The organism is Saprospira grandis str. Lewin (genome assembly GCF_000250635.1).
GTDB classification, from domain to species: Bacteria; Bacteroidota; Bacteroidia; order Chitinophagales; family Saprospiraceae; genus Saprospira; species Saprospira grandis.
The window spans coordinates 970322-986226 of the sequence record NC_016940.1 but is presented as its reverse complement, the minus strand read 5'-3'; the positions used below and the strand labels follow the sequence as shown (position 1 = coordinate 986226).

The 15905-nt window shown below is 46.3% G+C and carries 12 protein-coding genes; 11 read left to right on the top strand and 1 reads right to left on the bottom strand.

Annotated elements, in window-relative coordinates:
* The first annotated feature begins 391 nt into the window (after positions 1-391).
* The 9 genes from SGRA_RS04290 (at position 392) to SGRA_RS04240 (ending at position 10313) form a co-directional block, all read left to right on the top strand.
* Complete coding sequence (locus tag SGRA_RS04290) at positions 392-1504, top strand: glycosyltransferase (protein ID WP_041329493.1); 1113 nt, start codon at positions 392-394, stop codon at positions 1502-1504.
* A gap of 36 nt (positions 1505-1540) precedes the next feature.
* Entirely contained in the window at positions 1541-3685 is a 2145-nt protein-coding gene (locus tag SGRA_RS04285) for a CHAT domain-containing protein (protein ID WP_015691361.1), read from the top strand.
* Positions 3686-4035: 350 nt separating this feature from the next.
* The gene (locus SGRA_RS04280; RefSeq protein WP_015691360.1) at positions 4036-4428 is read left to right on the top strand and encodes a hypothetical protein; all 393 of its coding nucleotides are present in this window, start codon (positions 4036-4038) and stop codon (positions 4426-4428) included.
* 106 nt (positions 4429-4534) lie between these two features.
* Positions 4535-4891 (top strand): hypothetical protein, encoded by a 357-nt coding sequence (locus SGRA_RS04275; protein ID WP_015691359.1) that lies wholly within the window; start codon positions 4535-4537, stop codon positions 4889-4891.
* Complete coding sequence (locus SGRA_RS04270) at positions 4881-5294, top strand: hypothetical protein (protein ID WP_002657910.1); 414 nt, start codon at positions 4881-4883, stop codon at positions 5292-5294. Before SGRA_RS04275 ends, SGRA_RS04270 begins: the two co-directional genes overlap by 11 nt.
* Before the next feature lie 753 nt (positions 5295-6047).
* The gene (locus SGRA_RS04265; protein WP_041329492.1) at positions 6048-7205 is read left to right on the top strand and encodes an RHS repeat-associated core domain-containing protein; all 1158 of its coding nucleotides are present in this window, start codon (positions 6048-6050) and stop codon (positions 7203-7205) included.
* Between the two features lie 7 nt (positions 7206-7212).
* Positions 7213-7629 (top strand): hypothetical protein, encoded by a 417-nt coding sequence (locus tag SGRA_RS04260; protein ID WP_015691356.1) that lies wholly within the window; start codon positions 7213-7215, stop codon positions 7627-7629.
* Between the two features lie 645 nt (positions 7630-8274).
* Positions 8275-9774, top strand: coding sequence for an RHS repeat-associated core domain-containing protein (locus SGRA_RS19520; protein ID WP_015691353.1), 1500 nt, complete (start codon positions 8275-8277; stop codon positions 9772-9774).
* 89 nt (positions 9775-9863) lie between these two features.
* Entirely contained in the window at positions 9864-10313 is a 450-nt protein-coding gene (locus SGRA_RS04240; RefSeq protein ID WP_015691352.1) for a hypothetical protein, read from the top strand.
* A gap of 686 nt (positions 10314-10999) precedes the next feature.
* Here SGRA_RS04240 and mdh read toward each other — a convergent pair.
* Complete coding sequence (gene mdh, locus SGRA_RS04230) at positions 11000-11953, bottom strand: malate dehydrogenase (protein ID WP_041329840.1); 954 nt, start codon at positions 11951-11953, stop codon at positions 11000-11002.
* A 402-nt stretch (positions 11954-12355) separates the two neighbouring features.
* Here mdh and SGRA_RS04225 point away from each other — a divergent pair, with 402 nt between their 5' ends.
* Positions 12356-13927 (top strand): zinc-dependent metalloprotease, encoded by a 1572-nt coding sequence (locus SGRA_RS04225; RefSeq protein ID WP_041329490.1) that lies wholly within the window; start codon positions 12356-12358, stop codon positions 13925-13927.
* Between the two features lie 404 nt (positions 13928-14331).
* The gene (locus SGRA_RS04220; protein WP_015691345.1) at positions 14332-15846 is read left to right on the top strand and encodes a catalase; all 1515 of its coding nucleotides are present in this window, start codon (positions 14332-14334) and stop codon (positions 15844-15846) included.
* The last annotated feature ends 59 nt before the right edge of the window (positions 15847-15905 follow it).

Here is a 15905-nt window from a genome sequence, read left to right as displayed (position 1 = left end):
GGGCGCTTTGGCCTCCAAGGCCAAAGGAGCCCAGCCCCCAGGCGGGGGCGGCGCAGGGGAGGACTAGGCCTGAAATGGAATATATTGAGGGGTAGATTAGCTCAAGTGCAGAGAATGTTGTGGCCGCCGCCAGCCGCCGGCCGGGCGCGCTTGGCGCGAGCCTGCGAAGCTTGAAGGCGCGAAGCGTCTTGTAGCTGAGCAGTAGGGGAGGATTGGCCTAGGGGCCTGCAGGGGTGGCCGCAGGCCAGACCCAAGCCCGTAGGGCTGCAGGGCCGAGCAGACCTGCGAGCCCCGAAAGGGCCCGGCCGCCGAAGGCGGCAGGCCCCAAAAAAATAGCGTCTAGAGGATAAAAGCTATAGGTTCTTGCCATCTCTTCTCTATCTTTGGGCTTATGTTGAAGAAAAAAATATATTGTAGTGTCACAAATGACCTCTTGCAAGATCAGCGAATGCACCGTATTTGTTTAAGCTTGCAGACTGCAGGTTATCAACTTACTTTGGTGGGGCGAAAGCAAAAAGACTCTCTGCCTTTGCCCGATAGGCCTTATGCGCAAAAGCGCCTAAACTGTTTTTTTCAGGCTGGAAAATTCTTTTATATCGAGTACCAATTGCGGCTATTCTTCTTTCTGCTTTTTCAGCAATTTGATATTCTTTGCGCTGTAGATTTAGATAGTTTGCCGGCAGGACATGCGGCGGCTCGCCTAAAGGGGAAACGCTTAGTTTTTGATGCCCATGAATACTTTGAAGAAATGCCAGAGGTGGTCCGTCGCCCTAAAATACGAGCTATCTGGGCTTGGATTGCCCGCCACTATATTCCGAAGGTAGATCTGGCCTATACGGTCTGTCAGAGTTTGGCCGATTTGTTTGAGGAGCAGCACGGCCAGCCCTTTGGCGTAATTCGCAACCTGCCTCTTGCACAGCCCAAAGCCCAGCCAGCCGTTCGTTATCCCGAAAATGGTCCTCTGATTCTTATTTATCAAGGGATGTTGAACGAGGGTAGGGGGCTAGAGGAACTCCTTGCCGCTTTAGCCGATTTTTCGCCTCAAGAAGTTCAGCTTTGGCTTTTGGGCAAGGGCGACAAAATGGCGAGTTTGCAAGAACAAGCGCAAAGTCTTAACTTGGGAGAACAGCTTAAGTTTTGGGGCTTCCTGCCGCCCGAAGAACTGCAAAAAATAACCCCTCAGGCGCATTTGGGCCTCAATCTGCTCAAGCATCAGGGACAGAGTTACTACTTTTCTTTGGCCAATAAGTTCTTTGATTACGTTCAAGCAGAAAAACCCAGCCTGAATATGGCTTTTCCAGAATATCAACGGCATCTGGCCGAATATGAGGTGGCCCTTTTGCTAGAAGAACTGAGTCCCAAGGCAATTTCAAGGGCTATTCGCCGACTACTAGATGAGCCCCAGCTTTATCAACAATTACAAGCAAATTGCCGTTTGGCTAAGCAAGATTGGCTTTGGGAAAAGGAAGCCCAAAAGCTATTAACTTATTATGAAGCGCTTTGATGCGCAGCATCTACCAACACCTTTAGTGCTACTCCTATGGCTCGAATACAGCCCATTTTTACCATCTTATTCCTTGGCTTGACTGCTTTGAGCAGCTTCGGCCAATCGCTTTCTAGCATTCAAAATCGCCAAGCCGCCCTAGATTGGGAAGGCGCCCAAGCTGCCGCCCAAACGGCTTTAGCCAGTTTGGAGGGCGCAGACCGCTTAGCTTATCTCCAATTATTGGGCGAGCTGCCGCTGCCTAATCGTGCGCCTTTTTGGCAAGAGGGGCTTAGCCTGATGGATAGCCTCGAGCAGGGAGATAGCCTGCGCCTGTTTTGGCGCTGGAAGACGGGCCAAGCCCTAATTGAGGAAGATACAGAAAAGGCCCTCACTTATTGGGAAGGCTTGGAAGGAACGGCCTATTGGGGCGAAATCCTGCTGCATTTGGCCAAAAAACGCCCCAGCTCTTCTATTTATTTGGAGCAGGCGATTCAGTTCCTGAGCCGAGAACAACAGCTGTTTCTCTTGGCTAAAGCTTATTTTTTAGAGCTGCAGCGAAGCCAAAACCGCTTTCGCAAAAAGTATTTGGCCGAAAGGTCTCTGGAGCTTTTGGCTAGCTTGGGCCAACAGGCCGAGAGCCTATTATTAGAAGCCGAAATTTTGAGCCGACAAGCCAGCTGGGAACCCGCAAAGTCTGCTTTGTTGTCCTTGCAGGTGAGTCGCCAAAAACTAGAACAAGCCTGGACCCAATTGCGGCCTTATAGCCCATTGCGCAAACGCTTGCTAACCCTCAGCGCAGCGGTTTGGGAGCAGTCGGTGGCCCTTTACCAACAGCAGTTTAGCCAAGAGGCCCAAGCGCAGTATTTTGAGCAGGCCCTGCAGCTGGCCCTAGAGGCTAGAGTTTGGCAAAAAAGAGCATTGCTTTGGCCTCAACGAAAGGATGTTCGCAGCGATAGTTTGCTTTTGGCCGGACAAACCACCCCCAATTTGGCCCTTTGGCAGGCTCGCCTAGCAGAAGAATCGCCTAGCCGATATGCGCTTACTTATGCGCCCTTGCCCCAATTTAGTCTGTCCCAATTGCGGCAGCAACTGAAGGAAAACGAAGAGTTTTTGCTTTATTATACCGCCGAAGAAGAAAGCTACCTTTTGGCTGCCGATGCAGAGCAGCTACTGGGCTTCTGGAAGCTAGGCCGCAGCGAGGATCTCCAACAGGCAACGGCGCAACTAGCCAGCCTATTAGCCCAAAAAAATACCCAGCCCTCTAAGGTCTATTTGCAGCAGGCGCATAGCTTTTATAAGCGCTTTTTGGCCCTCGGACTGGCCGAAAACAAAGAAGGAATACAGCTTTATCTGGATGGCCCCCTCTGGCAGCTGCCTTTTGAGGCCCTTTTGCGCCAGGCGGTTACCGAAGAGAAAAGCTATGCCGAATTGCCCTATTTGATCAAGGAGCTGGAGCTGAGTTATCGCTTTTTGCCTACAGATAGCAGCAGCCAAAAGGCCAATTTGGGCAAAAATGTCTTGGCCATAGATCAGCGGGCGCCAGCTATGGGCTTGCTGCCTACTTCTGGCTTCGATCTGCTTTTTCAACGCTTTAGAGGCTCTTTTTATCGAGCAGAGGAGGCCAGTTTGGCCGATTTTAAGCCCCTGGCAGCTTCTGGCGATTATAGTCTGCTGCATTTGGCTTTGGCCCAAAAAGGCCCCCAAGCCCCCTATCTATTTGCTACCGATAGTCTGTCGGCCTGGCAGCTCCGACAGTTGCCGATACAAACGGCTCTGCTTTATTTTGTGCCCTTGCCCGAGCGGCAGGCCGAGGCTGAGGAGCTGTTGCGCTGGCGACATCTTTTTGCTCATGATGGCTGCTCTTCGCTTTTGCTGAGCCGCTGGTCCAAATCTGCCGAAGCCGAAGCCGCTTTTTTGTCTATTTTCTACGATTTACTAGCCAAGGGCTACCAAAAAGAGGAGGCTTTCCGAGAGGCCCAACTGAGCCTTTTACTGAGCTCAGAATGGGCGGCCCCTCAGTTTTGGAGCGGCTACCTCTATCTGGGCGACCGCCAAACGATGGCTCTGGCCAAAAGAAGTTTTTTTGAACAATATTGGCTCTATTCTATTTTGGCCAGCTTTAGCCTTTTGGCCCTGCTCATTTTTTTCTGGCGCATCAATCGCTTAGATTTGGGCCGAAATACAGCCGTGAACGATTAGGAGGTGCTTCTTTTTTTGGGGCCTCCGCAGCAAAGCTGCGGCGCTACGTTCGGCAGCTCGCTGTTCGCTCGGCCCTGCGCAAAAAACAAGTTTTTGCTTGCTCTGCGGCTTTGCCGCACTGCCTACCATCGCTAGGCCTGCGGCCCTACGGGCCTGCTATATGGGCCTGTAGGTTGAAACCTACAGCCAATTAACGAATGCATTTTTGTGTTCAATGGAGGGGGGAAACCCTCCATAAATAAACATTTTCGCCCTTGTTCTTTGAGAAGGGAGCTAAGTCGCTTTTGTTAGTATATGGTAGGAAATATTATTGTTCATCATTAGTCTTCAGATGACCAAATTAGATTAAAATGGTACACACATTTAGGTTGTTAAAAGCTGATTGGGGTATTTCAATAACTATTGATGCAGAGGTTGTTACAAATACCAATCCTGTAAATGACGATAGCGTATTATTGGATTTAGAAAATGTGAATGTTAATAAAGAAGTTCGTGAATACTTAAAGTTGGGTTTAGAATGGTTTTTAAAAAATGTGGATGTTGTAAGTTGTGTGAATGAGTCAACTCTAATAAAGATTAGGTCAATTAACTTTCATTGTGCTGATTATCAAAAGGAAGGCTTTTTTTTCGCTATGGCTAGTTGGGCCGCTAAATATTATGGAGTAGAAATGGTTGCTTATGAAGCATTTTTTGATAGGGGGCAAAATAAATATATATTTCCTCTATTAGAAAAAGGGAAATAGCTGTTCATCTGTACGAATAGCCCTTACCCCCAAAATTAGGACAGTAGTTTAAGGTGGAAAAACGAAAGAAAAAAGTCGTATAATGAAGCACTAAAATAAATAGATAATGAAAGAGGAAAAATTTGTAGAATGTGTATTCTTTGCAGAATATGAGAATGCAATGGTTGTAGCCAAAGATTGGAGCTTAGAGAAAATGACGTCTATCATCATTGCACAGCTTAGAGAAGAAGGTCCCGCAATAAGTTGTTATGGTTTTTTTGTTTATTTATTATCCTATTGGCCAATAGAGAAGCATTTGGCTATACATGAAACCTTAGGCCACATACTTTCTGCAGAAATGAATGACATCATGGGAGGAGGCAAAATGACGGCCATTTATCACTTAAGAGAGGCTTTGGCTCTTGCGCCTGATAAAGAAGAAAATAAATTACAGTTAGAAAAACTCTTAGACAATGTTACTTGAAATTCTAGAAGAGATTCGCTTTAAAAAAATGATTAAACTTATTCAGGAAGGCAGATTTGGAGAGGTTTGGGCAGAGTTAGATCGGACTAAAACGCCCGAAAGTGAGAAAAAAGAAGAGCAAGCAGCCTTTTGGAGAAAGGTTGCAATTACTATATGGAGTTATAGTGATTATCAGATGGTTTACTATGCATTTTATGCTTACCCTTTATGGCATTCAAAAAGCAGTGAAAAAAAATATCAAGCACATTTTGACTGTTGTATTTTACTGAGAAATTGTCTTCTGTACATGCCCTATGCTTTGTATTTAGCTGAATATCATTTGCTAGAGGCCTTAAAGCTTAATCCTGGAGATGACTTTTTAGAAAAAAAGTTGGTAAATCTAAGATATGAACAAAACTATTAGAAGAATAGTTGGCAGATCTAAGATATGAAAGCTGATAGCTGTTTTGTATAGGCCTCCCGCCTTTGGCGGGCGCTACGTTTCGGGGCTCGCTGTTCGCTCGGCCCTGCGCGGGCTGCGCCCGCTGGGTCTGGCCTTCGGCCACCCCTGCACATCGGTTACTCCCGTTGGTCGTCGAACTGCGCCCTAAAGGGCTTGTTGTGGCCTGCGGCCCTAGGGGCCTGCTATATGGGCCTGTAGGTTGAAACCTACAGCCAATTAACGAATGCATTTTTGTGTTCAATGGAGGGTTGAAACCCTCCATAAATAAACATTTTAGCCCTTCTTTGCTGATGGAGCCTAGTGGAACAGAAAATCCCCTCGAATGAGGGGATGGCGATTTTTTCAATAGCCTAGGGCCTTGGCCCTAGGGTTATTATGAAATTTATGGGGGAGAAAAAAACAAAATCAAACTACCAAAGAAAAAACAACCCTTGTTCAAAGCGGTAGAGGATTTTAATCCTCTCCGCACTATAGATGTAGAATGGGGTTGTTGTATGGCTGCTGGTTTCAACCTGCAGCCACGGCTAGCAGGCGGCGAAGCCGCCGCAAAGGCCCGAAGCGACTTGGCCTAGGGGCCTGAAAGGGGGCCGCGTAGCGGCAGACCTAGCCAGCTTGCTGGCGCAGGGCCGAGCAGGCTTGCGAGCCCTGCAAGGGCCCGGCCGCCGAAGGCGGCAGGCCCCAAAAAAATAGTATCTTTAGCTCTCGTTTTTTGAAATGCGCAAAAGCCCAGAAATTGGCTCAGGGCATCATACTACATACTTTAGAGAGCTAGATGGGCGGATGGGGCGCTGGTGGTCTGCGGATCCTGTGATTCATGCAGGAATGTCTCCTTATTCGGCTTTTGATGGCAACCCAATTTACTATGTAGATCCCTTAGGGGCAGATTCTGGATGTCCTGACTGTTCAGAGGAAGAAATTGAACATAGAGAAGCCAATGGGCAAGTTTGGGATGAGGAATATGGTGGTTGGACCGAGAGAGCAGCTATTAAAAAAGGCAAAGCAGGTAAACATGCTAAAAAGCGTGCTGCGTTTATCAAGTATATGAGAAGTATAGGCTATACCCAAGCGGATGTCAATACTTACCTAAAGCTGAAAAAAAAGGGAAATAACCCAATTGTCAACAATATAGAATCGCGTATTGCAGAAGGACGGTACGAACCAATTTATGATCCGAATTCACCTTATGCTGACAAGTGGAGGGCGAGTTGGAATAGTGGCATCTATTCGAGTGATTATGGAAGAGGGGTAAGCAGTGTTGTAGGCACTATGGGGACCGTTGCCGTAGTAGTAGGACCAGGGCTGGCCATAGCTGCAAGTGGAATGTCTGCAAATGTTGCACGTGAGATTGCTGATGAAGTGGCAGATCAAGCTGTTGAATATGCGACAGGTTATAGTTTGCCTCCTACTTCTTTTACGGATCTAGCTCAATCAGGAACTAAAAAAATAATTAAACTAGGAACAAAAACGGGGGCGTCTCCTCGACAGGCGCATAGCGCTTTACAATTAGATGATGAAGTTTTTGATTTAATTTATAAAGGTCGTGATAATCCGATTCTTACTGCTACGCTCAGGCCAGGGTTGGCACGAAATCGACCAATTACTTCAGAAAAATTTAAACATTATACTTGGCAAGAAATATCTATACATCCCAAACAGTTTAGTCTCATACAGAGTGCAGCTAGAAAAAGTGTTTTACGACCACCATACTATAATATGTTTGGATTGCTTGGTGGGAAAAACTGCACGACATATTGTATAGATTTAATGAATAAGGGAGGCATGAATATTCCAAAAACTTTTTATATAAAACCTCCCCATGGAACTAGATCACCTTATGGATTAAGAGATTTTTTTGATAAAACTGTTAAATAGTCTTCCAATGCCAATGCATTTAAAATATATTGTTTCATTCAATAATCTACCCAAAATAAAAGAAATCCGAAGTGCTCTGTTAAAAAATTCAGGTACTGACTTTGATTTCAGTTCTCTAGATTTAGAAGAAAAGAATTATTATGTTGATATCTATCTTGAAGGTTCTTCTTCAGTGGAAGTTGAAGTAGACACCAATAATAATGAGTTAAAACTTTATACTACTACTTTTAGGTTATATTATCTAGAGGGACATTTACTAAAGGTCTTAAAGGATTTTGGGGGGCAAGTTGAGCCAAATGTGAAATTACCATACTGGACAAAAAGACCTTTAAATAGCCTATCAGAGAAACAACATGAAAAAATTCTAGGGACTCCTAAGTACAAAAAAAAATGGTGGGAAAAGATTTTGGATAGTATTTGGTGATATTTGGGATAGGCGTTCATCCGTACTAGTTCACGTCCATACTCGGCCAGTTATTCTATCTATATTGATTTGTAGTAGGGGCCTCCCGCCTTCGGCGGGCGCTACGTTTCGGGGCTCGCTGCTCGCTCGGCCCTGCGCGGGCTGCGCCCGCTGGGTCTGGCCTTCGGCCACCCCTGCACATCGGTTACTCCCTTTGGTCGTCGAACTGCGCCCTAAAGGGCTTGTTGTGGCCGTTTGGCCTTCGGCCATGGCGGCTTTGCCGCTATCTGCAGCCTAAAGGCCGCAGCCATTCTTGTTGGGCTTTGGTCTTTCTCGCCGCAGCGGCTTAAAAGCCCCTGCTTTGTTTATGGAAAGGAGGTATTATGTTTTCAGGTCCTGCGGCTTTTAAGCTGCAGGCCAGTTGTTGGTTCTGAGGGGACTATGCTGTACCTAAATTGGCTGCTGGTTTCAACCTGCAGCCACAGCTAGCAGGCGGCGAAGCCGCCGCAGGCCTAGGGGCCTGTAAGGGTGCCGCGCAGCGGCAGACCAAGGGCGAAGCCCGCAGGGCCGAGCAGCCTTGCGAGCCCTGCAAGGGCCCGGCCGCCTTAGGCGGCAGGCCCCAAAAAATAGTATCTTTAGCTCTCGTTCTTTGAAATAAAATGGGCATTGGAAGCTACTTATGAGTATGAAGCCAAACCCGCTTGGACACCCTACTCAACAGTGACGACAGAAATCTCTACAGCAGTTTATTTGCGTACGCAAGAACTGGGCGTGGCGACATTGAGAAGAGAAGGCATAGCGTTTTATAGTGATATAGATAGCGCAGCTCCAGTACAATATCAAAACGAAAGAGGCTATCATCGTTATGCGCTAAGCAATTTCCGAGGAGATTTGCGGATGGAAATTAGCGATATTAAGCTCCCAATGGGAACAGACTTAACGGTAGCAACTTACTATCTTGCAGATGTATTATCGGCTACAGATGCTTATGCCTACGGTTGGGAAATGCCTGGCCGGAACTTTCCTGGGGCTATTCCTCCCGAATATGGCCATAATGGAATGCGCAAAAGTCCAGAAATTGGCTCAGGGCATCATACTACATACTTTAGAGAGCTAGATGGGCGCATGGGCCGTTGGTGGTCTGCGGATCCCATTACCTTCCCGCATCAATCGCCCTATAATACCTTTGATGGAAATCCGATTTATTATACGGATGCTTCTGGGGCAAGTGTGGGCTATCCAGAAAAAGAAGAGTCTTATAAAGCTACTGTATCAACGGAAATTAGCTCTACCTCCTTTGCGAGGAGTTATGTGGCAGAAGTGGCTAATGGTGGAGGTGATCCTCCCCCAGAAAAACTATACCATAATACTGATGCTGCAGAAGGCATAATAAAAAATGGGTTCAATTCTACAAAATATGGTAGATACTCTAGATATAACTGGTTTGCAACTGAGGTCCCATCTAAAAAAACAGGACGGGCTAATGCTTCTACAACACTTATTGTAGAGGGGATAGATGTTAGTAATCCAGAAGTAATAACAGACGCACAATGGAAAGCTTGGAGTGCTGAATCTAGGATAGAAATGGGCTATACTACTAAGGCCTCATGGAAAGAGGCTATTAAAGAGTCGGAAGCTATTAAGAAGGAGCTAGAATTTGTAAGGCGGGGGCGTACTTGGGCTAAAGTCGGTAAGTACATAGATGCTATGGGAAAAGATGTTTATTTTGTTGCTAGAGATGGGACCTATGCTGTTTCGGATGCTTTCGCAAATAAAGGTACTATTACCGCAATACGAGGAAGTGCAGCTAGTGTGAAAGCTCTAAAAGGGTTAAAAGTTGGTGGTAGAATCTTAGGGATAGTTTCAATTGGATTAGATTTATATGAAATACATACTTCTGGCTACGAACCAAGAACAATAACTAGTGTTGTAGGGGGCATGGCTGGAGCTTATATAGGCGCTAAATTAGGTGCAGCTGGAGGAGCTGCAATTGGAGGAGCGGCCGGTTCTGTAGGTGCTGGTGTTTGCGCTATACCTGGAGCTGGAATCGGAGCAGTTATTGGCTCTGCTGTTGGAGGTTTTACTGGTTACTTTCTCGGTCGAGAAACTACAGAAATAACATATGATTATGTGACTAGATCAGGGGTTCAGATTGGTGGAAAATAAAAAATAATGACTTTCGAGGATTATTAGAGATTGTGTGTAAAATTCAATAATAAAATATGGGCTTTATAGCCGTATAAAATGTAATAATTATGGATAAAGTTTTTTTTAGAAATATTGAAGGAAGTAGTCTAGGACTAAAAGAAATAATCATCTTAAGAAGTGGCTGTCAGACTGTAATATTTTTCAGCGGTATCTCCTTCTATCTTAAGGATAGAAAAGAAATTGATCTTTCTTTGTTTGAAGAAATAGATATATCTTTTGATGGGGACAGGAAAAGAGCCACCCTAATTGATATACGAGATTCAATAGATGATGATAATTATTATTTGTATTTTGACAACTCTTCGTTTATCAATATTAATATTAGTCCTGTTGGAGGTCCTGATGGCAGTTTAGGGCAAATTATTAGGGTATATACCTTTGAAGATAAAAAAATAATGATACCGGGTATTGGTAAAAATCGTTATGATTTCTTTAAAGAATTCTATTTAGAGGCTGATATTTATGAGGACTTAAATGTTGATGAGTGGGGAAAGTAACCTAAGTTATTTATAGCTTGTAATCAAAAATACTATACATCTAATTTAGATTTCAAAATCATGGGGCCTCCCGCCTTCGGCGGGCGGTTACTCCCGTTGGTCGTCGAACTGCGGACTAAAGTCCTTGTTGTCGTTTCGGGGCTCGCTGTTACTTGCTTCGCTGCGTCGGCTCCCGTTGGTCGGGTCGCTCGGCCCTGTGGCCTGACGGCCTTGGTCTGCGGCTTCGCCGCACTGCCTACCATCGCTAGGCCGTTTGGCCTTCGGCCATGGCGGCTTTGCCGCTATCTGCAGCCTAAAGGCCGCAGCCATTCTTGTTGGGCTTTGGTCTTTCTCGCCGCAGCGGCTTAAAAGCCCCTGCTTTGTTTGTGGGAAGGATATATTTGGTTTTCAGGTCCTGCGGCTTTTAAGCTGCAGGCCAATTGTTGGTCAGGAGCGGGCTCTGCTGCACCTAAATTGGCTGCTGGTTTCAACCTGCAGCCACAGCTAGCAGGCGGCGAAGCCGCCGCAGGCCTAGCGATGCGGCGGGGTGGCCGTCAGGCCAGACCAAGGCGCTGAAAGCGCCGAAGGGCCGAGCGAACAGCGAGCCCCAAAGCGTAGCGCCTGCCGCAGGCAGGAGGCCCCAAAAAAAAAGGCTTAAAAGCAGTAAACACCACTTTTAAGCCTTTTGGATAGCTATAAAGAAAGGACTAAGCCTCTTCTTTCTCTTCTAGCAAGCCCATCCCTTCAAAGGTTTTTACGACAGAGCGTACCGCCTTTTCAGAAGTATCGAGCAACTGCTTTTCTTCCTCATTGAGTTTCAATTCGATTACCTGTTCGATACCGTTGCTACCCAATTTCACGGGAACACCAAGGTAAAGATCTTCTACGCCATACTGGCCTTTTAGCCAAGCGCAGCAAGGGAAAATGCGTTGTTCGTTGCGCACGATAGCGCCTACCATTTGGGCAGCAGCAGCACCGGGAGCATACCAAGCAGAAGTACCCATTAGTTTAACGAGTTCTCCACCACCTTTTTTAGTGCGCTCAATGATCGCATTGAGTTTATCTTCCTCGATAAGTTCAGTAACAGGGATACCGGCTACAGTGGTGTAGCGGGGCAAAGGCACCATCGTGTCGCCATGTCCACCCATAAGCACCGCCTGGATATCGCGGGGAGAAACATTGAGCTCCATAGACAAGAAAGCGCGGTAGCGGGCAGTATCGAGGATACCAGCCATACCCATTACGCGGTTTGAGGGCAAACCAGAAGCTTTGAAAGCAGCGTAAGTCATTACATCAAGAGGGTTAGAGACCACAATGATGATGGGATTTTCGCTATACTCAAGGATAGATTTAGTTACAGAAGTAACAATTTTGGCGTTAGTAGCGATCAAGTCATCGCGGCTCATGCCAGGGCGGCGAGGGATACCCGCAGTAATGACTACGATATCAGAGTTCTCGGTATATTTATAGTCAGAAGTACCGATGATACGAGTGCTATAGCCATCGATGGGGGCTTGTTGGAAGCTATCAAGGGCTTTACCTGCGGCCATATCGCCTTTAAGGTCTAGCAATACTACTTCGTTCACGATGTTTTCGTGAGCCAAAACATTAGCGCAAGTAGCACCTACATTTCCGGCTCCAACTACAGTTACTTTTTTCATACTGTATTGAATATAAGTTTTATAGGATATTTTGAATAGGCAAAGAGCGCTTGTCGTTCTTTGCTGCGGATGAAATTCTTTGGCATTTGCCAAGCCTAAGTCTGGACTAAATGCGCCAAGGCATTTTGTCAATACATCTATATAATGTAATTTTGCTAGGCTTTTGCTCAAGGTATAATTAAGAATTCCTTAATTTAGGCCCAAGAACAGCAGCTAATATACAGTTTTTTCGATGATTCTAAAGCCCGCCCTTACTTTTTTACAAAAGCTTAGCAGTAGGCCAAAAAAAATCGAAAAACCTCTCTACACTTTGCTACGTTATTATAATAGACGCTACCAAAGCGAACTAACTTTTGGGCTTTTGCAGGCCTGCTTTAATAAAATCCTAAAGTGCTTATATTTATGCAAACATCTTTATTCCGCCTACTTTTCCTCTTCTGCCTGTTGGGGGGTAGCGCATTTTCGGGCCTACAGGCTCAGCAAACAGGCCACAACCATATTGGTTGCGGAACTACAGTGGAAACACAGCTAGAACGTAAAAATAGCTTGATGGAACACCGCCGCAATCGGGCCGAGCTCATGCAAGAGTTTACGGCCTTCAAAGCAAGCCGGGCCGCCAATGATAGCATCTCTTATGTGCCTTTGCAGTTTCATGTCTGTGGAGAAAATGACGGTTCTGGTTATGTAGATGTAGAGCGTGTTTTGGGCTCAGTTTGTCGCTTGAATGATGACTACCGTGGCCAAAATATCCAGTTCTATATCTATAATATCAATTACATTCCCAATAGCCTACTCTATAACCACGGTAATGGCTCAGGAAACCCCACGGCCATCTACTTCATGTCGCTATATAAGGTGCCCGGAGTACTCAATATCTTTGTGGGCCGAAATGTAACAGCCAATGATCAGTTCTTGGCTTATTATACTAGCTTTTTGGATGTAGTTTTCTCTTTCAAAACAGGTGTAGGCCCCGGCGACCCCACGCTTACGCATGAGTTGGGCCACTTCTTTACCCTCCCGCATACTTTCTTCGGTTGGGAAGGAACCAACTACGCCAATGAGGAACTAAACGGTAAAGCTCCCGGCCAAGTGGGCGGTATGCAAGTAGAAAAAGTAGTCCGTGGCGCTGCTGGCGAAAACTGCCAAATCGCTGCCGATGGTTTCTGCGATACCCGCCCCGATTACTCTTCTGATCGTGCAAACTGTCCCCAAACGGCCATTTTCTACGATCCCGATAGCGTAATGATCGATCCCGATGAAACAAACTTCATGAGCTATTTCAATGATAACTGCCTCTCGCAGTTCTCTGATGAGCAAAAAGATGCTATCCTCCTCGATTTTGTGTCTAGAGGATACCACCTCTTCGATACCCCTAGCCCGCTTTATAGCTCAGCCGCTCCTTCTATTGACTGGCCCAACGCTGGCGCCCTAGTCGGTAGCCCTAATCAAGTAGAGTTGCGCTGGACCGGCGACGCTTCTAATAGCTATTATCTCGTTAAGTTGGAACGCATCGTAGGTGGCGCAGCCATACCCGTAGCTAGCTATATCACTAGCGATGAGTTCTACTGGGTGAGCCTACAACCTAACTCGCAGTACCGCTGGTCTGTTCAAGGAATGACCGCCTACGATGTTTGTAGCAACTTCGTTTCTGCTCCCGCAGACTTTAGCACGGCCAACTGGGCCACAGGCATTGAAACAACCGCTCTTCCTTTGCAGTCTTCTCGCGTTTTTCCCAATCCTATCGGGAATAACGATGAGCTCAATATCGAAATCGAAGTGAGCCAGTTGACTGAGGTGAACATCAAGTTGACGAACCAGCTCGGCCAGCAAATGTTGCCTAGCCAAAGCATCCAAATCGCCCCCGGCAAACAAGTAGAAACACTCTACACCAACGATCTTGCCCCCGGCGTTTATTTCGTGCAAATCGAAACGGCTCAAGAACGCATTAGCCACAAAGTGGTGGTGCAACCCTAAGCCCTAAATAATAGAGCAACCCTTTAAGCTGGTTCCTATTTTCTAAACTCCTCTCAATCTTTATTGAGGGGAGTTTTTTTTGGGGCTGCCCACTCGCTTCGCTCGGGTCGGGCTGTTTCGCAGCTCGCTGTTCGCTCGGCCCTGCGCAAAATTTCGCTGCGCTCATTTTGCTGGGTCTGCGGCTTCGCCGCCCTGCTGTCCATCCCTCAGCCAGATGTAATCGCCCTGCTTTGACCCTCTTTGCTCTGGTTTTTTGGCTCGGCCAGCTATTTTTTTAAGGCATCGCCTTCGGTCCTCTAAAATCTAATATTGATTATATCGATATAACGCCGAATAACATCAATTGCAACAATACTACTCATCTTTTACCTTAGCCCTAGTTTTTAATCAAAATCTATTTTAAGATGAGTAAACCACTATGCATTGCGCTTTTCTTGCTGCTTGGCTTTGGCCTGCAAGCTCAAGAAGTATTGCGCTCCAACACTGGCGCCCCTGTTGGCGACAACCAAAATTCTAAAACAGTAGGGGAGTATGGCCCTGTGCTTTTAGAAGATATTTACCTGATTGAAAAGCTAGCCGCTTTTGACCGTGAACGCATCCCCGAAAGAGTGGTCCACGCCCGTGGCGCTGGCGCCTTTGGCTATTTTGAGGCCAGTAAGGATATGTCGGAATATACCCTGGCGGCCCCTTTTCAAAAAGTAGGACAAAAAACAGAGGTGGCCGTTCGCTTCTCTACTGTAATTCACGGTAAAGGGTCTCCCGAAACAGCCCGTGATCCCCGCGGTTTTGCCGTGAAGTTTTATACCGAAATGGGCAATTATGATATTGTGGGCAATAACCTGCCAGTCTTCTTTATCCGAGATGCCATCAAGTTTCCCGATATGGTCCACTCGCTAAAGCCTTCTCCAGTGACCAATAAACAAGACCCCAACCGCTTTTTCGACTTCTTCTCGCATATTCCAGAGTCTACTCATATGCTCACTCGCCTCTATTCTGATTATGGTATCCCCAAGGGCTATCAGTATATGAATGGAAGTAGTGTGCATGGCTTCAAATGGATCAACAAAAAGGGCGAAATGGTCTATGTGAAGTATACTTGGGTCTCTAAACAAGGCGAAAAGAACCTAACGGTAAAAGAAGCCGCCGAACAACAAGCCAAGGACTGGCAACATGCTACGGTTTCTTTGTTTACCGATATCAAAGAAGGCCGCTACCCAGCTTGGGACCTCTATGTACAAATTATCAAAGCAGAGGATATCCATAGCTTTGATTTTTGGCCCCTAGATGCCACTAAACACTGGCCCGAAGATAAAATCGAAATGATTAAAATCGGGACCATGTATTTGAATAAAAATCCACGCAATTATTTTCAAGAGGTAGAGTCTATCGCCTTTTCTCCGGGCAGCCTCATCCCCGGCGTAGAACCCTCTGAAGATAAGCTTTTGCAAGGCCGCCTGTTCTCTTATTTCGATACGCACCGCCACCGCTTAGGCCCCAACTATCTGCAGTCAGAAGTGAACCGTCCCAAAATGCAGGTCGATAACTATAATTCAGATAGCTACGCCAGCAGCCGCAACCAAAACTTTGAAAATGCAGATGTGAATTACCAACCCAGTAGCCGCGCCCAACTCACTGATGATAATCAGTACCGAGCCAATCAACAAATGATTAAGCAGGCTAAAATTGGACAGAAAAAAATCTCTAAAACCAATGATTTTGCCCAAGCTGGCGAGTTCTACCGCAGCCTCTCTAAACAGGACCAAAAGAACTTGATTAGCAACCTAGCCGGCGATCTTGGCCAAGTGAAAGACAAAAATATCCAAAAAACGATGATCGGCTATTTCTATAAGGCCGATGCAGAATACGGCATGCGCCTAGCCAAAGCCCTAGGCTTTAGCCAAAAGGATTTCATGAAGTAATTCTATTCTACCGCTAGCAGCCCCTTTTGGGGCTGCTTTTTCAAAAAAAAATTAAGCCC